We start from the raw sequence: 21,125 nt of genomic DNA, 5'->3' as shown, positions 1-21,125 counted from the left end.
ACCGACGTGGTGGACGCGATCGCCGCCGCCCGAGCAGTCCTCAGCGGTGAGGCATCCGGCCGGCCGAAGAGCCACGACGGCGCCGTGGAGGCGTTGCGGGCTCTGAAGATCGTGCACCGCAGCGCGAACAAGTCACGAACTCAGGCGCTGAATCAGATGCGTGACCTGATCACCACCGCCCCCGACGAGCTGCGCACCGAGCTGCGCGGTCTGCGCCGTCGGCAGCGCCTCGCGGTCTGCGCTGTGTTCCGGCCCGGCGACCGCGACGACCTGGTGGCCATCACCAAGTTGACGCTGCGCACTCTGGCCCGGCGGATCGCCGACCTCGACGAGGAACTCGACGTGTTCAACGCCCGCCGGCGGCGCATCACCCACACCCTGGCCCCCCAGCTGGTCGCTGCGCACGGCATCGGCCCGGACACCGCGAGCGGACTGCTACTCGCCGCCGGCGACAACCCAGACCGGCTCGGCAGCGAACGGTCCTGGGCCGGGCTTCTTGCTTCGAACCCGATCCAAGCGTCATCCGGGAAGACCACCCGACACCGGCTCAACCGCGGCGGCGACCGGCACGGCACCAGCGCACTCTGGCGGATCGTGGTCGTCCGCATGGCCAGTGACCCGCGCACCAAGGCCTACGTCGCCCGACGCACCAAAGAAGGCCTCACCACCACCGAGATCATCCGCTGCCTCAAGCGCTACGTCGCCCGAGAGACCTTCGACCTACTGCCCCGAGAACTCCTCCATTGACAGTAGGAGCATCACTTCTGCGCGCCCTTCTCGCGGCAGATGAGTGCTTACCGGTTGTCATTGTTAAGCGCCACATGCAGGAGGAGTCTGTGAATCATGTCCCAGCCATTCATCATTGCGCCGGAAGATCGGCCACATCTGGATCTGGCCCACTCCCAGGTCAAGGTCCTGGCCACGTCGGTTCAAACAGGCGGCGACTTCACTCTCATGCAGACCCACACCGAACCGGGGGGCGGCCCACCCCTTCACCTGCACCGTGATGCGGCCGAGGCGTTCTTCGTGCTTCAAGGCGAGTTCTTGATGTACATCGATGACCACCAGGCTCTTTGTCCAGCGGGGACCTTCGTGTACGTCCCACGAGCCACGCCGCACACCTTCAAGGTGGTGTCGGACACACCTGGCAAGAAGTTGAACCTCTTTTCGCCCGCCGCGATGACCGAGTACTTCGAGGAGATGGCGGCCGCGCACAAGACAGGATCCGTGACTCCGGAACTGCTGCGCGAGATCGCCGCCCGTTGTCACATGGAGGTCCTCGGTCCAGTTCCGGATCGCTCCCTCTGAGAAGTCGGCTCATTGGCATGAGGGTGCATCCAATCGCGCTGTTCACGTTTGCGTCCTATCGCCTCACGTTTGCGTCCTATCGCCGCGAACGCGAACAGATCTTCACGCCATGATCATTCAGCCGATGTGCTCCATCGCCACTCGCCACACGCCGTCAGGTTCCTTGCGCCAGACGAGCATGCCCCGCACCTCGACCGTCGTCGGTTGGTCCTCCGGCCCGCTGAGCCAGGACGCCTGGGTCCACACAACCGCGAGGTCTTCTCGTCCCTCCGTGCGGAGTGGCCGAATCGACATCGACCGCAACGGCCGCATGGATCTGGCCATGGCGAGCAGTGGCTCGCGCCCCACAGCTGCGTGCTCGCCGCCTCCGTCGAACACGGCGTCCTCGGTGTAGTCGAAGACCCATGTTGTGGGGTCGCCCGCTTCGAGCGCGGTTTCGAGTCGACGCTCAGCGTCGCGGATCTCGGACTCGTCGAAGGTTGCTTGCGGATCCATGGCCACCCATCCTCTGGACCCGAGCCTGCAGTCCTAGCCGACGCAGCGGTCGTCATCAGCATTGTTGCGCCCGATCGCGCTCTGCAACAGCCTGCCGCGCAGCTACTCAGCTCGGGTGCGGCGACGCGAGGTCCGCTGTGTCTTTTCCGCCGCGAGGGTCGCGGGCTTCCCCTGAGAGCGCGTCTGCGGCGTCGGCCGGCTGGGCTTCGTAGGGCGGTCCTATCAGACATGTGGGGACCGAGCGGTAGTGGCACCCCTCTGTGTCGAGGGCTTGGCCGTTCCCGTTGCGTTTATGGTGCGCCGGTCCTCGTCCTCGTCAAGCAGACTGCGCTTGACGAGGTCTGCGGGTCGGCGCGTTTCTAGGGTGCCGGGATCGGGCCGGGGAACGCTTCTCTGGCCGGTCGTGGGCGGGCGTATCGTCGGGGCTGACGGGTCCGGGCTGTGGCCTATCCGAAGTGCTGATCACTGGGGATCGGTCAGCCGCGCTGGATGACAGAGCCGCCCCCATCTGCCCTCCCGGGCCCGTCCTCACGGTGTCGCGGCGGTCGGCGTCGGCGAGCAGCTGCCGGTAGACGCTGTCGCTGATCCGCCGCTTCAACGCCCGCAACGCCTCCTTGTTCGTTTTCGCCTCGTCGAGCTTGCGCAGGTAGAACTCGTGGCCGGGCCCGGGGTACCGGGCCTGGGTGATCGCAGCGATGTGCAGCGCATGGTTCAGCCGCCGGTTCCCGCCGAGGTTGACCCGGTCGTGGGTGTCTCCGCCGCTGCCCCACTGCGCCGGCGCGGTGCCGTTGTAGGCGGCGAAGTGGTGCCGGCTGGCGAACCGGGCCACGTCGGCGACCTCGCCGATCACCATCGCGGCGTTCACCGGCCCGATCCCGACCAGCTCGGTCAACGTCGACCGGCTGGCTGCCACCGCGGCCCGGATCTCGACCTTGATCGCGGCAAGGCGCTTGTCGATCGCGACCAGGTCCGCGAGCTGGTCACGGGCCAACGCCTTGCGCAGCCGGGCCACCTCATCGACCGGTCGGATCCCGCCCGGCAGCACCGGGCTCGACTGGCGGTCAGCCGGCGGGATGCGCCGCCGGGGATCAGGATCACCAGCTCGCGGTGCAGCCGGCAGACCGCCTGGGTGCGCAGCCCGACCAGCTCCCGGCGCCGCTGACTGAGCAGCCGCAGCACCTCGGCCCGCTCATCACGGACCACCGTCGGCAGGTCCTGGGTCCGCAGCCCGACCAGGGCGATCGAGTAGGCGTCGGTGTCATCGGTCTTGCGCCCGGAGTTGGTCGCCAACGCCCGCACCAGCGAGGACTTGCGGGTCGACACGTCCAGCACGGTCTCCCCGCCGGCCACCAGCCGCTGAGCCAGGTTCTTTCCCCCCGTTGCAGCCCTCGACCGCCCAGGTCCGCCGCGGGAACCGGCGGGCCAGCCCCATCAGCGTCCGGAACCCGCTCGAGCTGTGCTCGATCGTCTCCCGCGCCAGCACCGCCTCGGTTTCGTCTAGGACCACCACCGCGTCGATCCGCTTGTGCGGGTCGACCCCGATCACCACCCGGTGGACAGCACCCAATGCCGGTGCACCACGCTGGCCGGCGCCGCGCCGACCTGCTCGACCTGGTGGGTGATCCAGTCCTCGACCTCCTCCCGGGTCACGGCCACGGCCGAGAGATGGCCGAAGGTCCCCTCCAGGTGGTTGCGCCAGGTCGCTTCCCGGCGCTCCACTTCGGTCAGCTTCACCTTGTTCCGCGGCACGCGAACGGCGCGCTGGTGCGCGAAGTAGTCGCCCGCGACCTCCGCCATGGTCACCGTCCTACTGGTCGCCGTCGCCGTCGTCGCCGTGGTCGCCACTGGTGGCGCCTGCCGGCCCGACGGGTGGTAGCCCTCGCCGGGCGTCCAGCCCGGCGGCCACCGGTTGCCCGCCTCCTCGACGTCGACCCGGAACGCCTGGGCGCGCGCCTCGTTCTGCGCGGTCGTGCCGGCCGCGAAGGTCTCGCTCTGCCAGGTGCTGCCCCGGCCGCCCTGGCGCCACTTCACCTGGACGGTGGTGATCCCGTCGGTCTTGGGGACCCGCCGCACCGGTTGTGCCATCTCGATCTCCTCAAGCCCCACGGCGGAGCCCGGCGCTCCACCTCCGGCCCGGGAGTCGGTACCTGCGGTGGCGAAAGGAACCTCGGTGATCCCGCGGTGATCCCACAGCGGGAGCACGAAGGCCCTCCGACCGCGTCGCCGCAGGTCAGAGGGCCGGATTCGGTGCCCCGAGTGGGATTCGAACCCACACTGGACGGTGTTTGAGACCGTTGGCTCTGCCAGTTGGCCTATCGGGGCCGTCCACACTGCGGCGGCCAGTCTGCCATCGCGGCGCCCCTCGATAGCCTCCCGCCCGTGAAGCGCGTGGTGATCGCGGAGGACGAGGCCCTGATCCGGCTGGACCTGCGGGAGATGCTCGAGGAGGAGGGCTTCGAGGTCGTCGCGGAGGCGGGCGACGGGGAGGAGGCCGTGGCCCTGGTCGAGGAGCACCGGCCGGACCTGGTCGTGATGGACGTCAAGATGCCGCGGCTGGACGGCATCACCGCGGCGGAGCGGATCGCCGGTGCCCGGCTGGCCCCGGTGGTGATGCTCACCGCGTTCTCCCAGCGTGAGCTGGTCGAGCGGGCCCGCGAGGCGGGGGCGATGGCCTACCTGGTCAAGCCGTTCGGCAAGGCCGACCTGCTGCCCGCGGTCGAGATGGCGATGAGCCGGTTCGACGAGCTGACCACCCTGGAGCGCGAGGTGGGCGACCTGCGGGACCGGCTGGAGACCCGCAAGCTGGTCGACCGGGCCAAGGGGCTGCTCCAGCAGCGCTACGGGCTGGACGAGGCGGCGGCCTACCGGTGGGTGCAGCGGACCTCCATGGACCGGCGGATGACCATGCGCCAGGTGGCCGAGCTGGTGATCTCCGACGGCGGGAGCTGACCCCTTCCAGGAACGCGGCCCGGCCCGGGCGGTGTGACGGTTGTGGCCTTCAGCGACGATTTTAGGTCACGACTTGGCAACGACGCGGCACCCATTGGTGACCCACCGGCGCGCCAGAACGCCAAGGTTCGGTAGGTTTCCGGGGTCAGGAAGCCCCCTGATGCGGTTGCTGCCTGCTCTGTGAGCGCAGACCGCGAACCCTGAGAAGGAGATGGTTCATGATCCGCCCCACCCCGTTCTGGCGGTCGGTCGCGGTCCTGGGTGTCGCCGGCCTCGTGCTCACCGCCTGCGGTGGCGACGACGGCGACGACACGACGGCCGAGCCCAAGGACGACACGTCGAGCTCGGCGGCCCCGGCCGCCAAGGGCGACGGCACGCTCAAGATCGGCACGCTGCTCCCGCAGACCGGCTCGCTGGCCTTCCTCGGCCCGCCCGAGTTCGCTGGTGTCGACCTGGCCCTCCAGGACATCAACGACGCCGGTGGCGTCAACGGCACGCAGGTCGAGAAGGTCGACTCGGACTCCGGTGACACCTCCACGGACACCGCGTCCCAGTCGGTCGACCGTCTGCTGTCGAACAACGTCGACGCCGTCGTGGGCGCTGCCTCGTCCAGCGTCTCCCTGTCCGTCATCGACAAGATCACCGGTGCCGGCGCCGTCGAGATCTCGCCGGCCAACACGTCGGACGAGCTGACGACGTACGACGACAAGGGGCTGTACTTCCGCACCGCCCCGCCGGACGTCCTGCAGGGCCGGGTCCTCGGTGACCTGATCCTCAGCGACGGCAACTCGACGGTCGGCATCCTGGCGCTGCAGGACTCCTACGGCACCGGTCTGGCCGAGAGCACCACCAAGTCGATCACCGACGGTGGTGGCGAGGTCGTCGAGACGGTCGTCTACGACCCGAAGGCTGCAAGCTTCTCGTCCGAGGTCGGCAAGATCAAGGCTGCCGACCCCGAGGCGATCGCGGTCATCGCGTTCGACGAGACCAAGAAGATCATCCCCGAGATGGTCAAGCAGGGCATCGGCCCGGACACCAAGAAGATCTACTTCGTGGACGGCAACCTCGCCAGCTACGAGAAGGACTTCCCCAAGGGCACCCTGGACGGCGTCAAGGGCACCCTGCCTGGCGTTGCGGCCTCCGACGAGTTCAAGACCCGGCTGACCGACCTCAAGCCGGACCTGTCCGAGTTCGCCTACTCGCCGGAGTCCTACGACGCGACGATCCTGGTCGCCCTGGCCGCCTCGGCGGCGGGTGACGACTCGGGTGAGGCGATCGCTTCGCAGATGCAGGCAGTCAGCGAGGGCGGCACGAAGTGCACGTCCTACAAGGAGTGCGTGGACCTGCTGAAGGACGACGAGGACATCGACTACGACGGCGTCAGCGGTCCGGTCGAGTTCAACGACGCGGGTGACCCGAGCGAGGCAACGATCGGCATCTACCAGTACGGCGCCGACAACAACTACACCTTCCTCGAGGGCAAGGCCGGCAAGATCTGATCTGACTCGGATCTTCCTCCGGGAAGCAGCACGTCGCAGAGGGGCTCGGCCGTCACGGCCGGGCCCCTCTGTCATGCCCGCGGCTGGGGGAGGCCGTCGCGATCACCTTGGTGCGCGCCCTGCCACTCATGCCAGTCGATGATCGTTTGCGACGGACCGCCCCATGACAGGCCGACCGCACGCGTGTCGCACCCACCGGCCGTCGCAAACGATCAAGAGGGGCGCGCGAGGCCGTGCGGGTCAGGCCTTGGCGAGGGTGCCCAGGTAGAGCTCGATGACCTTGGGGTCGTTCGAGAGGTCCTTGCCGCTGGCCGTGTAGGCGTTGCGGCCCTGGTCGAGGACGTAGCCGCGGTCGCAGATCTGCAGGCAGCGCCGGGCGTTCTGCTCCACCATGATCACCGAGACACCGGCGCGGTTGATCTGACGGGTCCTGACGAACACCTCGTCCTGCAGCGCGGGGGACAGGCCGGCCGAGGGCTCGTCGAGCAGCAGCACCGACGGCTCCATCATCAGCGCCCGCCCCATCGCGACCATCTGCCGCTCGCCGCCGGACAGGGAGCCGGCCCGCTGCGCGCGACGGTCGCCCAGGGCAGGGAAGAGCCCGGTCACGAACTCGAAGGACTTCTTGAACTTCTTGGGGGACTGGTACACCCCCATCTGCAGGTTCTCCTCGATGGTCAGGCTAGGGAAGACGTTGTTGGTCTGGGGCACGAAGCCCACGCCCTGCGAGACCAGCTGGTTGGCCTTGCGCCCGGTGATGTCCTCGCCCCGCAGGTAGATGGTCCCGCTGTTGACCTTGACCAGCCCGAAGATTGCCTTGAGCAGAGTCGACTTGCCGGCGCCGTTGGGGCCGATGATGCCGACCAGCTCGCCGTCGTTCACGTAGAAGTCGCAGCCGTTGAGGATGTTCACTCCTGGCACGTAGCCTGCGACGACCTCGTCGGCCCGCAGCAGGGCGTTGCTGGCGGCCGCCTCGTGGGCCGAGCGGTCGCCCTGGGAGATCGTGTGGTCGCCGGCACTCTTGACCGCTGCGTCCTGCTCGGCGCCCGCTGGGGTGCCCGGCTGGTCGGCGGGCTGCTCGGCCGGCTCACCGTCGGCCGGCCCCCCGGTCCCGGCAGGCTGGTCGATGCTCACGCGCCCTCCTCCTTCGCTTCCTTGTCGGCGCGCTCCTTCTCGAGGGCCTCCTCGGCCTCGGCCAGGATGCGCTGCTCGTCCTCCTCGGTCAGGGCGGCGTCGTGGTGCGAGCCGAGGTAGGCGTCGATCACCCGTGCGTCACTCATCACCGAGTCCGGTGGTCCCTCCGCGATGATCTGCCCCTGGGCCATGACGATGACCCAGTCCGAGATGTCGCGGACCATGTCCATGTCGTGCTCGACGAAGAGCACGGTCATCCCGTCCTCGCGCAGGTCCTTGACGTGGCCGAGCAGCGACTGGGTGAGGGCCGGGTTCACGCCGGCCATCGGCTCGTCGAGCATGACCATCTCGGGCTCGACCATCAGCGCTCGGGCCATCTCGAGCAGCTTGCGCTGCCCCCCGCTGAGGCTGCCGGCGAAGTCTTCGCGCTTGGCGTCCAGCTTGAACCGCTCGAGCAGGTCGTCGGCCCGCTCGGTGATGTCCCTCTCCTGGTTGCGCCACAGGCTCCCGAACAGCGCGGTGAAGACGTTCTCGCCCTTCTGGCCGGTCGCGCCGAGGCGCATGTTCTCGATGACGGTGAGCCTGGACAGTGCCTTGGTCAGCTGGAACGTGCGAACCATGCCTATCCGCGCCACCTTGTGCGCCGGGACTCCGGCCAGGGACTTGCCGGCGAAGGACCACGAGCCGTGGCTGGGCTGGTCGAACCCGGTGAGCAGGTTGAAGAAGGTGGTTTTTCCTGCACCGTTGGGGCCGATCAGCGCGGTGATCGCACCGCGCTGGATCTCCACGTGCTCGACGTCGACGGCCGTCAGGCCGCCGAACTGCCGCACGACCCCCTCGGCGACGAGGATCGGGTCCGGCTTCTTGGCGCCCGGCTCGTGGGGAACGTCGCGCAGGGCTGCCGCCGCGGCGTCCCGGCGGTCCCGCCGGGAGCCGGACTGCGGGCGGGTCTCGGCCGTCGGCTGCCCGGTCGGCTGGTCAGCGGGCATCGAGCGCGATCTCCTTCCGGTCGCCGAAGATCCCCTGTGGCCTGAAGATCATCAGCAGCATGAGCCCCAGGCCCACCAGCATGAACCGGAACTGGCCGACCTGGGTGTTGTTGATGACCGACGACGAGACGTACCCGGCGTCGATCGCCTCGTTGAGGACGTTGTCGGTGAGCGACAGCAGGACCCAGAAGATCATGGCGCCCACGACCGGCCCGCCCACGCGCGCCGCACCGCCGAGGATGAGGATGGTGTAGGCGAAGAACGTGGTGTCGGTGCCGAAGATATCGGGCTGGATGGAGTTCTGCCCGAGCCCGTAGATGAACCCGCCGAGGCAGCCGAGCACACCGCCGATGATCAGGCTCTGCATCTTGTAGGCGTACACGTTCTTGCCGAGGCTGCGCACCGCGTCCTCGTCCTCGCGGATCGCCTTGATCACCCGGCCCCACGGGCTGCGCATGAGCAGGTACACGACCAGGCAGGACAGGCCGATCAGGATCCACCCGACCGTGAGCACCCACATCTGGCGCTCGTTGAAGCCGAAGGACCCGATGTTGTAGTTGCGCTCGGGGAAGGGGTTGAGGGCGTAGAAGTCGGCGGAGAACGACTGCCGGCCGTCGGAGCCGCCGAACGTGTCCTCGAAGGTGACGGAGCGCACGGTGAGCCTGATGATCTCGGCCGCGGCGATGGTCACGATCGCGAGGTAGTCGGCGCGCAGCCGCAGGGTCGGGATGCCGAGCAGCAGGGCGAGCAGGACCGCCGCGATCAGCCCGATCACGATGCCCAGCCACAGCGGCAGGTCGAACGACTGCACGGTCACACCCATGCCGTAGGCGGCCACCGCGAGGAAGCCGGACTGCCCGAAGTTGAGCAGGCCGGTGTAGCCGAAGTGCACGTTCAGGCCGATCGCGGCGAGCGCGAAGACGACGGTCTGCAGCCCGATGGAAGCCTCGAGCGCGTTGACGAAGATCCGGGTCCAGTCCATGGCAGTCGCTCCGTCCCTAGCCGACCCGCTGTGCGCGGCCGAGGATGCCCTGCGGCCGGATGAGGAGGATGATGATCAGGATGCCGAGGGCGCCCACGTTCTTGAGCTCGACCGGGATCCAGAGCGTCGACACCGTGATGAACAGCCCAACGACGATGGAACCGACCAGGGCGCCGTAGGCCGTGCCGAGCCCGCCGAGGGTGACGGCGGCGAAGATGAGCAGCAGGATCTGGAAGCCGGTCTGGAAGTTGATGCCCTGCGCCAGCCCGAGCAGGATGCCGGCCAGCCCGGCGAGCGTCGCCCCGCCGATCCAGACGACCCGGATCACCCGGTCGACGTCGATCCCGGATGCGGCCGCGAGGGCCGGGTTGTCGGAGACGGCACGGGTGGCCTTGCCGATCCGGGTGCGCTGCAGCGCGAGGATCGTCCCGATGAGCACGACTACGGCCACGGCCAGCGACCAGTAGTCCCGGGCGGCCAGGTCGATCGGGCCGAGGTCGATGCCCTTCTGCCCCTGGTAGTCGGGGTACTGCCGGGTGTTGCCGGTGAAGATGTAGAGGTAGAAGTAGCGCAGGAAGATGCTGAGCCCGATCGAGACGATCATGGCTGCGATCAGGCCGGTGCCTCGCCGTCTCAGCGGTCTCCAGAGCCACGCGTCGTTGGCCCACCCGAAGGCGGCGCACAGCACCAGGGCGATCGCGGCTGCCGGGAAGAACTGGAGACCGCCGAAGTCCGGCAGGAACGGCAGGTTGCCCGTCGATATCCACCAGGTGAGGAGCGCGCCGAGGGTGACCAGCTCGCCGTGCGCGAAGTTGGTCAGGCCGGTCGTACCGAAGATGAGGGAGAGACCCACCGCGGCGAGCGCGAGGATCAGGCCGAAGCGCAGGCCCTCGGCCGTCAGCTGGGCGGCCTGCCCCCACTTGCTCTGCACCTGACGGGTGCTCTTGCCGAGGGCGAACAGCACCGGCTTGTCCTGACCCTCGGCGACCGGCACCTTGAGGCTGTCGGCGTCAGGGTTGCGCAGGGTGACGCCCTTGGGCAGCGTGTCCTGGTCGAGGGTGACCGTGAAGGTCCCCGGCTTGCCGACCTCGACGGTCCAGCGGCCCTGGTCGTCGGACGTCGCGGACTCGTTGATGCCGCCCGGCCCCTTGACGGTGACCTTGACGCCGGGGACCGGCTGCAGCTCCTTGCCCTTGGCGTTCTTCAGGAACCCGAAGATGGACTCGCCCTCGGCCGCGGCCGGTAGGGCGCCGAGCCCGACCATGACGACGAGTGCGGACATCAGCGTCGCCAGGAAGACAGCGACTCTCGTGCGCACCAGGGCACCTCCGGGGCGAAAGGCTCGTTCGTTCCGATGTCGGGGCAGATCAGGGTCGTTCTGTCATCGCTCGGACAGGTTGGGCGTCGCCGTGGCCGGGAGCATAGTGCCCGCCCGGTGCGCCGGGTGGGCAGGTTCCCCGGGACGGCCCGGCGCAGCCATCGGCGCCGCCCTCGGTGCCGACGTCACCACGAAGATCCTCTAGAGAAACGCGGCGTTGTGGGCGTAGTGTCCGCCCCGGCTGTGCGGGGCAGCCTCCCGACGGCGTCCCCGCCGCCACGAGCACCGGGGGCCTGTCTCGACCGTGACGGGAGGAGTGCGGTGACACGACCCGGTGTCCTAGTGCGAGAAGCCGGCCAGGACGACCTGCCCGCCCTGCTGGCGATGTGGGAGGAGCTGCGGGTCATGGGCAGCCGGCTGGAACGCGTCATGCCGGCGTCCGACGAGTCCGCGGTCCTCGACCGGCTGGACGCGGTCGACAAGGACCCGTGCTCGCGTGCCTTGGTCGCCGTCGTCGACGGCGAGGTGGCCGGCATGACAGTCCTGAGCGTGACGCCGTACGCCCCTCTGTTCGACCAGCGCGCGATCCACGCGCACTACCTCCACGTCCGCGACGGCTTCCGCCGGCAGGGCGTCGGGAAGGCGCTGCTCGCCGCCGCCGTGGCGTTCGCCGACGAGACGGGCGCCGAGCACGTGATCACCAGCGTCCTCCCGCAGATGCGCGACACCCAGCGGTTCTACGCCCGGCTCGGCTTCGGCCCGGTGGTCGTACGTCGCTCCGCGCCGGTGAGCATCCTGCGCCGGCGGCTGGCCGGTCCGGGCGGCGCGGCCGAGCACGTCCTGGCCAGGCGCCGCACCCTGCGCCGGGTCCGGGCGGCGGTCGCCCGCACCGCCGACCAGACGCTCTGAGCTCAGGCGCCGGGCGCCGCGTCGCGGAGCAGGCAGGTGATCCGGGACGTGCAGATCCGGCGGCCGTCCTCGTCGGTCACCTCGACCTGGTAGGACACGACCGTCGACCCGGCGTGCACCGGGACGGCGACGCCGGTCACCCGCCCGGAACGGGCCGCCCGGTGGTGGCTCGCGTTGATGTCCAGACCCACTGCGATCCGGTCCGGACCGGCGTGCAGGGCTGCCCCGATCGACCCGAGGGTCTCGGCCAGCACCACCGACGCACCACCGTGGAGCAGGCCGTAGGGCTGGGTGTTGCCCTCGACCGGCATCGTGGCCACCAGCCGCTGCGGTGAGGCCTCGACGAACTCGATGCCCATGCGCTCGACGAGGGTGCCCGGGCTCATCGCCCGCACCGCGGCCAGCAGCTCATCGGGGGTGGGTGACGTCACGACCGGGATCGTAGGCGTGTCGGCGCGCGCGACTAGGGTCAGGACCGTGACGGACGCCCCCGCCGACCCCCCGACGACGCGCAACCGGCTGCTCCTCCTCGACGGCCACTCGTTGGCCTACCGCGCCTTCTACGCGCTCCCGGTCGAGAACTTCTCGACCACGACCGGCCAGTCGACCAACGCCGTCTACGGCTTCACGTCGATGCTGATCAACCTGCTGCGCGACGAGCAGCCCACCCACGTCGCCGTCGCGTTCGACGTGTCGCGCAAGACGTTCCGCAGCGAGATCTTCGCCGACTACAAGGCCAACCGGACGTCCAGCCCCGACGAGTTCCGCGGCCAGGTCGACCTGGTCAAGGAGGTCCTCGCGGCACTGCGCATCCCGTCGCTGGAGGTCGAGGGCTACGAGGCCGACGACGTCATCGCCACCGTCACGACGCGGGCCGAGCGCGAGGGCTTCGACGTCATGATCTGCACCGGCGACCGCGACGCGCTGCAGCTGGTGAGCGACGCCGTCACGGTGCTCTACCCACGCAAGGGCGTCTCGGAGATGTGGCGCTTCACGCCCGAGACGATGGCGGAGAAGTACGGCCTCACGCCGGCGCAGTACCCCGACTTCGCGGCCCTGCGCGGCGACCCGAGCGACAACCTGCCCAACATCCCGTCGGTGGGGGAGAAGACCGCGACCAAGTGGGTCGTCGAGTTCGGCGACCTGGACACCCTGGTGGCCCGGGTCGACGAGGTGAAGGGCAAGGCCGGCGACGCCCTGCGCGCCCACCTCGCGCAGGTGATCCAGAACCGGCAGCTCACCGAGCTCGTCCGCGACGTGCCGGTCGAGGTGATGCCCGGCGACCTCGCCCGGGCCAACTGGGAGCGCGACGAGGTCCACAAGGTGTTCGACGCTCTGGAGTTCCGGGTGCTCCGCGACCGGCTCTACGCGACGGTCGAGTCGGCCGAGCCCGAGGCCGAGGAGGGGTTCGACGTCCAGGCCCGGGTGCTGGAGACCGGCGAGCTGGCCGGCTGGCTTTCCGAGCACGCCTCCGGCGATGCGCGGATCGGTGTGCACATCTCCGGGTTCTGGGCGGCCGGCAGTGGCGACGTGGTGGGCGTCGCGCTGGCCTGCAGCACCGGAGAGGGTTCCTGGTTCCAGCCGAGCGACCTCGACGAGGACGACGAGAAGGCGTTCGCCGCGTGGCTGTCCGATCCCGCGCAGCCCAAGGCACTGCACGACGCCAAGGGCCCGGGGCTCGCCTTCGCGGCGCGCGGCTGGGAGCTGGCCGGGGTGACCAGCGACACCGCGCTGTCGGCGTACCTCGCGATGCCCGACCAGCGCAGCTACGACCTCGCCGACCTCGTGCTGCGCTACCTGCGCCGCGAGCTGCGCGCGGAGGACGACGGCGGCGGCCAGTTGTCTTTCGACGGGCAGGACGAGGTCGCGGCCGCCGAGGCCGACGTCGTCCGTGCCAAGGCGGTCCTCGACCTCGCGGACCGGCTCGACACCGAGCTGGAGGCCAAGGCGGCCACCCGGCTGCTGCGCGAGGTCGAGCTGCCGCTGGTCCACGTGCTCGCCGAGATGGAGCGCACCGGCGTCGCCGTCGACCAGGACCACCTGGCGTCGCTGGAGTCGAAGTTCGGCTCGGCGGTCAAGGACGCAGCTGACGACGCCTATGCCGTGCTCGGCCGCGAGATCAACCTCGGGTCGCCCAAGCAGCTGCAGACCGTGCTCTTCGACGAGCTCGCGATGCCCAAGACCAAGCGCACCAAGACCGGCTACACCACCGACGCCGACGCGCTGCAGACGATGTTTGCGCAGACCGGCCACCCGTTCCTCGAGGCACTGCTGCGCCACCGCGACGGGACCCGCCTCAAGGTGACGGTCGACGGGTTGCTCAAGACGGTCGCCGACGACGGGCGGATCCACACGACGTACAACCAGATGATCGCCTCGACCGGGCGGCTGTCGTCGACCGACCCCAACCTGCAGAACATCCCGATCCGCACCGAAGAGGGCCGGCGGATCCGGGAGGCGTTCGTCGTGGGGCCGGGCTTCGCGTCGCTGATGTCGGCCGACTACAGCCAGATCGAGATGCGGATCATGGCCCACCTCTCCGAGGACGCGGCGCTGATCGAGGCCTTCCACTCGGGCGAGGACCTGCACGCGTTCACCGCGTCGCGGGTCTTCTCCGTCGAGCCGGCCGACGTGACGATCGAGCAGCGGGCCAAGATCAAGGCGATGAGCTACGGCCTGGCCTACGGCCTGTCGGCCTTCGGGCTCTCCCGCCAGCTGGGCATCGGCACCGACGAGGCCAAGGGGCTGATGGACGAGTACTTCCTGCGCTTCGGCGGCGTGCGCGACTACCTGGGCGACATCGTCGGGGAGGCCCGCCGGTCCGGCTTCACCGAGACCATCCTCGGGCGCCGGCGCTACCTGCCGGACCTGACGAGCGACAACCGGCAGCGCCGCGAGATGGCCGAGCGGATGGCGCTCAACGCGCCGATCCAGGGGTCGGCGGCCGACATCGTCAAGGTCGCCATGCTGCGGGTCGACGCCGCCCTGCATGCCGAAGGATTGCGCTCCCGGGTGCTCCTGCAGGTGCACGACGAGCTCGTCGTCGAGGTGGCGCCGGACGAGGCCGAGCCGCTCGAGGCGCTGCTGCGCCGCGAGATGGGCGCCGCTGCCGAGCTGTCGGTCCCTCTGGACGTCTCGGTGGGCGTCGGCCGGACCTGGCAGGACGCCGGCCACTAGCAGTGGACCGAGGAGGTGCATTGATCACGCTGATGTGATCAACTCCGGCCAGCGTTCGGGGCGGTGGGTGACTGGACGGTCACTCTCAGTGGCAATCCCGCGGCATTTCATGGCAGTTTGCTGCCCGCCCTTCACCTGGGTGGCCGTCGTGCTTACCGTCAGAGGGCTCGTCAGTCGCCCACGGGGAGGATCCGCACCACATGCCGCTCGGTCCGCTGCGCCGTCCGTCGGCCGGCCTGCTGCGCCGTCCGTCGGCCGGCCTGTGCCGCCACGGCGTGCCGCTGCTCGTCGCGGCGTCCCTGCTGGTCGCGGGGTTCGGCATCACCGAGGGCCCGTGGCCGCGGCCGTTCGCCGACGACCGGGCGACGGTGACCGCGGTGCCCGAGAACGGCCGGCTGGGCGGCGACATCCCGGACGGCATCCCCGACCCCCGCCTCGACCAGCCCGAGGCGACCGGTGCGCACCCGGTGTCCTACCCGGTCGGCACCAGCGCGGTGCGCTCCGCGGTCGCCCGCGAGCTGCCGGGACCGGACACGGCCGACCTGGCCCTGCCGGCCCGCGTCCTGCAGGCCTACCGCAGCGCGGCCGCGTCCCTGAGCCGCTCCGACGCCGGATGCCACCTGAGCTGGCCGCTGTTGGCCGGCATCGGCAAGGTCGAGTCCGGCCACGCGTACGGCGGCGCCGTCGACCGCCACGGCGACACCCTCGAGCCGATCCTCGGCCCGGTGCTCGACGGCGGGCCCGGTGTCGCGGCGATCCCGGACACCGACGACGGCCGGTGGGACACCGACGACACGTGGGACCGGGCGGTCGGCCCGATGCAGTTCATCCCGTCGTCCTGGGTGATCCACGGAGCGGACGGCAACCACGACGGGCGTCGGGATCCCAACAACGTGGTCGACGCCGCGCTGGCTTCGGGCGGCTACCTGTGCACCGATGACCGCGACGTGGAGGTCGAGAAGGATCGGCGGGCCGCCGTCTTCAGCTACAACCACTCGTGGGACTACGTCGACCTCGTCCTGGCTTGGGCCGACGCCTACGCCGGTGGTACGCCGGTGCTGACCGGCTCGCTCGGCGCCCTTTCCGACGACGACCCGAGCGGTCGCCACCGCAGGCCGGGCGGCGGTGATGGCACCGCCGACGGCAGCACGGACGACGAGGCGGTCGCCGCGATCAGTGCCCCGGCCAGCGCAGCGCCGGTCGCCGAGCAGACCGGCGAGCCGACGGCGGCAGGGGGCGGCGGGACGACCCCGGAGCCCACCGGCTCCACGGGTGCCGAGCCGACGACGAGCACCGCCACCGCCGATCCGACGCCCGACTGCACGCCGACCAGCAGCCCGTCCGACTCGACGACACCCGAGCCGACGGACACCGCGACGGCCGAGGCGACGACCACCCCCGACCCCACGGACACGGCGAGCCCCGATGCCTCCGGCACGGCCGACCCGAGCGGCACGCCCTCGCCCAGCGACACCCCTGCCTGCGGCTGAGATGGCCGCATCCCACCCGCTCCGCAGCCTCACCTGGTAGAAACACTGCGTCCCGCAGTACCTGCCGGTAACCGGAGCTGACGTGAGCCGACGTGTGACGAGGCTGGCCCCCACGGCGGTGGTCGCCCTCACGATCCTGTTCGGCGTGGCCGGCTGCGGTGGTCAGAGCGCCCAGCTCGACGCGCAGGAGCGTGAGCGGTCGACCGAGACCGACGTGCCCTTCACGTCCTGCGACGACGCGAAGTGCACGGGGGAGATCGACGGTGCGGCGTACGAGATCCAGATGCCGGACACCTGGAACGGCACCCTGCTGATCTACTCGCACGGCTACCGCGCGGCGGCGCCCCAGCCGCCGGACTTCGACCCGGTCGACACCACGCCGGCACCTGCCCCGTCCGAGGAGGTCGGTGCCGAGCTGCTGTCGCAGGGATACGCCCTTGCCGGCTCCGCCTTCGCGTCCAACGGCTGGGACGTCGTCGACGGGGTGGCGGCAGGGGAGGCCCTGCACGAGTACTTCGTCGACGAGATCGGCGAGCCGGACCGCACGTACGTGTGGGGCGACTCGCTGGGCGGGCTCATCACCCAGACCCTGGCCGAGAAGCACCTGGACTGGGTGTCCGGTGCCGCGCCGCTGTGCGGCGTCATGGCCGGCGGCAACCTCAACCTCGACCTCGCTCTCGACGTGGCCTACGCGGTCAAGACCCTGATCTACCCCGACCTCAAGCTGACCGGCTTCGCCAGCCACGACGAGGCGGTCGAGAACTGGCAGGGCGCCTACGACGCCATGACGGAGGCGGGCGGTGACCTGGAGAAGGGCGTGCCCTCGATCCTGCTCATCGCCGCCCTCGCCGACGCGCCGACGCAGACCAAGACCTACGACGGGGCGACGATCGAGTCGCAGGTGCGGGCCAGGGCCGAGTCGATCCTCACGGCGCTGGGCTACGGGACCTACGGCCGCTACGAGATCGAGCAGCGGGTCGGCGGCAACCCCTCCGGCAACGAGGACGTCGACTACTCGGCGCGCGTGAGCGAGGACGAGCAGGCCCTGATCGAACAGGTGTCACCGGGAGCCACCCGTGACCTGCTGGCCTCCATCCAGAACGGCGAGCGGGTGACCGCGGACCCGGCGGCCCGGGCGAAGTTCGACCGCATGGGCAACCCCACGGGCAACCTGCAGGACCCGACGCTGACCATGCACACGACCGCTGACCCTCTCGCCCTCGTGCAGAACCAGGGTGTCTTCGCCGACCGGGTCGGTGAGGCACGAGAACGCACCGGTGACCTGGTCCAGATCTACGTGACGCCGCCAAGGTCCTACTCCGAGGACACCGGCGCTCCCTACGGTGCGGGCCACTGCAACTTCACCACCGACCAGCGGGTCGCGGCCGTCACCCTCCTCGACCAGTGGGTCCGGAAGGGCGTGTTCCCGGCGCCGCGGGCGATCAGCGAGGCGTTCGGCGACGACGAGGCGGTCACCCAGACCTACCAGCCCGGGCCCTGGCCGGCCGAGGTCGCGCCCTGACCGACGGCCCCATCGCTGCCGACGCGCACCCTGCGACACCGCTCGGCGAACTCGCCTACCGCTGCGCCGTCGCGGTGCTGTGGGTGCTGCTGACGCTGGTGCTGCTCCTGGACGACCGGGGCCTCTTCACTCCTGACATCAAGCCAGAGGTCTACCTCGCGCCACTGCGGACAGCGCAGAACCTGCTGCCCGCCTGGCTGGACACCCAGCAGCTGGGACTGCCGAACTTCAACGTCGGCCTCGCGCCGGTGGCGGCCGTCGTCGCCGGCATCCAGGCGCTCGGGGCCACCCCCGCGCTGAGCGTCCGGGTGCTGCACCTGCTGCTGCTGGTCGTCGCCGGCTGGGGCGCAACGGCGCTCTACCGAGAGGTCGCGCCCCGGCCGGACAGCCGCACCGGCCGGCTGCTCGCCGGGCTGCTCTACGTCGCCAACCCCTACACCGTGGTGGCCGGCGACACCTTGGCCATCACCTTGCCGCTTGCCTTCCTGCCGTGGCAGGTCCTGTGCCTGCTCCGGGCAGTCCGCCGGCGCGGTTGGCGATGGCCGGCCGCCTTCGCGCTGACCTTCGTGCCGATGAGCGGGATGAACGCGGGGGTCGTGCCGATCCTGCAGCTCGTCGTAGTGCCGGCCGTGCTCTGGTACGCCGTGGAGACCGGGTCGCGGGTCCGGCCGCTGCTGGTGCAGCTCGTCCGGTGCGGCTTGCTGTCCCTGCTCGTTTCGCTCTACTGGCTGCTCCCCGCACTGTCCGCCACCGAGGTAGGCGGCAACGTGCTCGGCAACTCCGAGACGCTCACCGGGATCGCGGCGCCGTCCTCACCGGCCGAGGTGCTGCGTGGCCTGGGTCTCTGGGTGATGTACGGCAGCGGGCCGGAGGGACCGTGGCAGCCGGGCTTCACGTCGTACCTCACCAGTGTCGCCGTTGTCCTGCTGAGCTACCTCGGGCCGGCGCTGCTGGTGCTGGCCGCGCTCGCGGTGCGCGGCCCCGCGCGACGACTAGTGCTCGGCACCGTGGTGCTCACCGGAGTTCTCATGGTCGGACTGCACCCCCCGGACCAGCCGACCCCGGTCGGCCGTGTGCTCCGGTGGGGATTCGACCATGCGGCCGCCCTCGGCGCACTGCGCACCACCAACAAGGCGGGCGCCGTGCTGGTGCTGGGCATCGCCCTGGCGGCCGGGATGCTCGGCGCAATGGTGGCCGCCCGCCGGGTCGCAGTCCGGGCCCGGCTGATCGTCGCCTCGCTCATGGCGCTCGCGGTCGTCGGGTCGACCTGGCCCGCCTGGACTGGTGGGCTCTTCAACGACCGGCTCATGATCCCGGCGTACTGGCAGCAGGCCGCGGCCGAGACCGACCGCGGGCCGGCCGACCAGCGGGTGTGGCTGCTCCCGGGACAGGTGCAGTCCCACTACCGGTGGTCCCAGGACCGGGTCGACGACATCGACAAGTCGTTGCTGTCGCGGCCTCCATTGCTCCACACCACCATCCCCAACGCCAGCGCAGCGTCGTCGAACTTGCAGGCCGCCATCGACGCCCAGCTGCAGGAGGGCTCACTGCCGCCAGGCGCACTCAGCTCGGCGGCTCGCTACCTCGGCGTGGGCGACCTGCTGGTGCGCAGCGACGTCGTGTGGGAGCACACCCAGGGCGGCCGACCGGCGGTCGTCGCGGAGCAGGTGGAGCAGGACCCCGGGCTCGCACTGGTGCAAGCCTGGGGACTACCCGGAGAGAACGTCACACCCCCCGGCAGCGTGCCGGTGCCAGCCGAAGCCGCCCTGCCCCCGGTGCGCCGGTTCGTCGTCGACGCACCCCGCCCGATCGCCCGGGTCGAGGCCTTGCGCGGCAGCCTCCTGGTCGACGGCGATGGCTGGGCGCTGGCGCCGATCGCCGCGGCTGGGCTGCTCCCCGGCGACCCGGCCTTCCGCTACGTCGGCGACCTGGACCGCGCTTCGCTGCAACAGGCCATCGACGTCGGCACCCGGATCGTGCTCACGGACACCAACCGCCGACGCTCGGCCGCGATCGGCCAGCTGACCGACGGCCAGGGGCCGCTGCTGGAGGCCGACGACGATCCCGGGGCGAGCCGCACGCTGTTCGGCTCCGCCGCGCAGACCGTGCTCGAGGTCGAGGGGGGCAGGGTGACCGCGAGCAACCAGGGCGGGGTCTTCCGATCAGTGTCCAACAGCGCGCCCGAGAACGCATTCGACGGGGACCGACGGACCGGATGGGTCTTCGGCGACTTCGGTCGCGGGGTGGGCCAGCGCGTGCACCTTCGGCTGGACCGGAAGGTGCCGGTGACCGAGGTGGGGCTGCTCCTGCGCCCCCGCGGCCCGGTGACGATCTCTCGAGCCCGGCTGAATGTCGGGACGCAGGTGCGAACCGTGACGGTACCGCCTTCTGGTGAAGTGCGGGTGCGCATCCCCACGACCTTCGCGCGTGACATCCGCCTCACCGTGCTCGGGACGCGCGGGACGGGAATCAACGCGGTAGGGGTGGACGAGGTCTCGGTGCCGGGGCTGCGGGTTCGCCGAGTGGCTCGGCTGCCGGAGCGGCTGACTAGCCTCGTGGCGGACCTCGACGGCGCGGCGCGGCAGGCCTTCGACCTCACACCCGTCGACGTGGTCCTGTCCCGGGTCCGCGGCACTCAGGGACCGGGGGACGACGAGGAGCCCGGGCTGGAGCGGAACCTGCTGCTCCCGGCCGCCCGCGCCTACCGGCCCTATGGCCTGGTCCGGCCCGACGGCGGCGCTCCGGACGAGGTCCTCGACCGGCTGCTCGGCGTTACCGGCGACATCGTCGCGACCAGTTCCTCCCGCTTCCTCGACAACCCAGACGTCCGGGCCAGCGCCGCGGTCGACGGCAACGCCTACACGGGCTGGTCACCGGGTGAGCCCGCGGTGGGGTCGTGGTTGGAGCTCGCCGGCGAGCCCCGTCGGGTGACTGAGATCGACGTGCAGCAGCCTGGGGACACACTCCGCAGCGTCCAGGTGTGGTTGGACGGGCGGCTGGCCGCCGATGCCGCGATGCGGCCCGGCATCAACACGATCCCGGTCCGGCCGCAGCGCGCCTCGCGGCTGAGGCTGGTCGTCACGGCCCGAAAGGGCACCGCGCCGGTGCAGGTGACCGAGGTCGGCTTCGGCGCTGCCCGGATGGCGCCCGACGAGGGCGGCGGCCTGAGCCGCTGCACCGCGGTGGCCGAGCTGGACGGCCGCCCGCTGTTGATGCGGCCGGTCACTCCGCTCACGGGCGTCGGCCCCACCCTCTTCGCCGGATGCGGGGACCCCGTGGTGCTCGCAGCCGGTGACCACGAGCTGCGCGCGGTCGCCACCTGGATGCCCGACGAGCTCGTGCTGCGGGACTTC

General features: G+C 70.6%; 17 protein-coding genes and 1 tRNA gene. 9 read left to right on the top strand and 9 right to left on the bottom strand.

Going from position 1 to position 21,125, the window contains the following annotated elements; translation table 11 throughout:
* Positions 1-84 precede the first annotated feature (84 nt).
* Both VK640_00090 and VK640_00085 read left to right on the top strand, forming a co-directional pair.
* Positions 85-747, top strand: a complete 663-nt coding sequence (locus tag VK640_00090; protein HTE71589.1) for a transposase — start codon at positions 85-87, stop codon at positions 745-747.
* Positions 748-843: 96 nt separating this feature from the next.
* Positions 844-1,308: a cupin domain-containing protein gene (locus VK640_00085; GenBank protein HTE71588.1), complete on the top strand. Its 465-nt coding sequence runs from the start codon at positions 844-846 to the stop codon at positions 1,306-1,308.
* A 117-nt stretch (positions 1,309-1,425) separates the two neighbouring features.
* Here the strand turns inward: VK640_00085 and VK640_00080 are convergent, their stop codons facing one another.
* The 4 genes from VK640_00080 to VK640_00065 all read right to left on the bottom strand — a co-directional run bounded on the left by VK640_00080 (position 1,426) and on the right by VK640_00065 (position 4,125).
* Positions 1,426-1,803 (bottom strand): nuclear transport factor 2 family protein, encoded by a 378-nt coding sequence (locus tag VK640_00080; GenBank protein HTE71587.1) that lies wholly within the window; start codon positions 1,801-1,803, stop codon positions 1,426-1,428.
* Positions 1,804-2,119: 316 nt separating this feature from the next.
* Complete coding sequence (locus VK640_00075; protein ID HTE71586.1) at positions 2,120-2,815, bottom strand: transposase; 696 nt, start codon at positions 2,813-2,815, stop codon at positions 2,120-2,122.
* A gap of 530 nt (positions 2,816-3,345) precedes the next feature.
* Complete coding sequence (locus VK640_00070; GenBank protein ID HTE71585.1) at positions 3,346-3,888, bottom strand: hypothetical protein; 543 nt, start codon at positions 3,886-3,888, stop codon at positions 3,346-3,348.
* 163 nt (positions 3,889-4,051) lie between these two features.
* A tRNA-Leu gene (locus VK640_00065) sits at positions 4,052-4,125 on the bottom strand.
* A gap of 57 nt (positions 4,126-4,182) precedes the next feature.
* Between VK640_00065 and VK640_00060 the strand changes: the two genes are divergently transcribed.
* Entirely contained in the window at positions 4,183-4,752 is a 570-nt protein-coding gene (locus tag VK640_00060; GenBank protein HTE71584.1) for a response regulator, read from the top strand.
* 218 nt (positions 4,753-4,970) lie between these two features.
* Positions 4,971-6,251: an ABC transporter substrate-binding protein gene (locus VK640_00055; protein HTE71583.1), complete on the top strand. Its 1,281-nt coding sequence runs from the start codon at positions 4,971-4,973 to the stop codon at positions 6,249-6,251.
* Between the two features lie 240 nt (positions 6,252-6,491).
* On the opposite strand, the gene VK640_00050 is transcribed toward VK640_00055, so the two are convergent.
* From VK640_00050 to VK640_00035, 4 genes are all read right to left on the bottom strand, one after another.
* A complete protein-coding gene (locus VK640_00050) occupies positions 6,492-7,253 on the bottom strand; it encodes an ABC transporter ATP-binding protein (GenBank protein ID HTE71582.1) in 762 nt (253 codons plus the stop codon).
* A 128-nt stretch (positions 7,254-7,381) separates the two neighbouring features.
* Complete coding sequence (locus tag VK640_00045) at positions 7,382-8,374, bottom strand: ABC transporter ATP-binding protein (protein HTE71581.1); 993 nt, start codon at positions 8,372-8,374, stop codon at positions 7,382-7,384.
* A complete protein-coding gene (locus tag VK640_00040) occupies positions 8,364-9,356 on the bottom strand; it encodes a branched-chain amino acid ABC transporter permease (GenBank protein ID HTE71580.1) in 993 nt (330 codons plus the stop codon). The genes VK640_00045 and VK640_00040 overlap by 11 nt, the downstream gene beginning before the upstream one ends.
* Positions 9,357-9,372: 16 nt before the next feature.
* Positions 9,373-10,674, bottom strand: coding sequence for a branched-chain amino acid ABC transporter permease (locus tag VK640_00035; protein HTE71579.1), 1,302 nt, complete (start codon positions 10,672-10,674; stop codon positions 9,373-9,375).
* 321 nt (positions 10,675-10,995) lie between these two features.
* On the opposite strand from VK640_00035, the gene VK640_00030 reads away from it, so the two are divergent.
* Positions 10,996-11,583: a GNAT family N-acetyltransferase gene (locus tag VK640_00030; GenBank protein HTE71578.1), complete on the top strand. Its 588-nt coding sequence runs from the start codon at positions 10,996-10,998 to the stop codon at positions 11,581-11,583.
* A gap of 2 nt (positions 11,584-11,585) precedes the next feature.
* Here the strand turns inward: VK640_00030 and VK640_00025 are convergent, their stop codons facing one another.
* Positions 11,586-11,969, bottom strand: a complete 384-nt coding sequence (locus VK640_00025) for a hotdog fold thioesterase (GenBank protein HTE71577.1) — start codon at positions 11,967-11,969, stop codon at positions 11,586-11,588.
* A gap of 91 nt (positions 11,970-12,060) precedes the next feature.
* Here VK640_00025 and polA point away from each other — a divergent pair, with 91 nt between their 5' ends.
* From polA to VK640_00005, 4 genes are all read left to right on the top strand, one after another.
* Positions 12,061-14,760, top strand: a complete 2,700-nt coding sequence (polA, locus tag VK640_00020) for a DNA polymerase I (GenBank protein ID HTE71576.1) — start codon at positions 12,061-12,063, stop codon at positions 14,758-14,760.
* Between the two features lie 200 nt (positions 14,761-14,960).
* Entirely contained in the window at positions 14,961-16,250 is a 1,290-nt protein-coding gene (locus VK640_00015) for a lytic murein transglycosylase (protein HTE71575.1), read from the top strand.
* A gap of 82 nt (positions 16,251-16,332) precedes the next feature.
* Positions 16,333-17,772, top strand: a complete 1,440-nt coding sequence (locus VK640_00010; protein ID HTE71574.1) for a hypothetical protein — start codon at positions 16,333-16,335, stop codon at positions 17,770-17,772.
* Between the two features lie 83 nt (positions 17,773-17,855).
* Positions 17,856-21,125, top strand: a 3,270-nt coding sequence (locus tag VK640_00005; protein ID HTE71573.1) for an alpha-(1->3)-arabinofuranosyltransferase family protein, incomplete at its 3' end; no start/stop codon positions are given.

The sequence above is a fragment of the Actinomycetes bacterium genome (assembly GCA_035489715.1).
Lineage (GTDB): Bacteria > Actinomycetota > Actinomycetes > JACCUZ01 > JACCUZ01 > DATHAP01.
The sequence above is the reverse complement of the archived record's forward strand: the minus strand, read 5'-3'. Positions and strand labels throughout refer to the sequence as shown.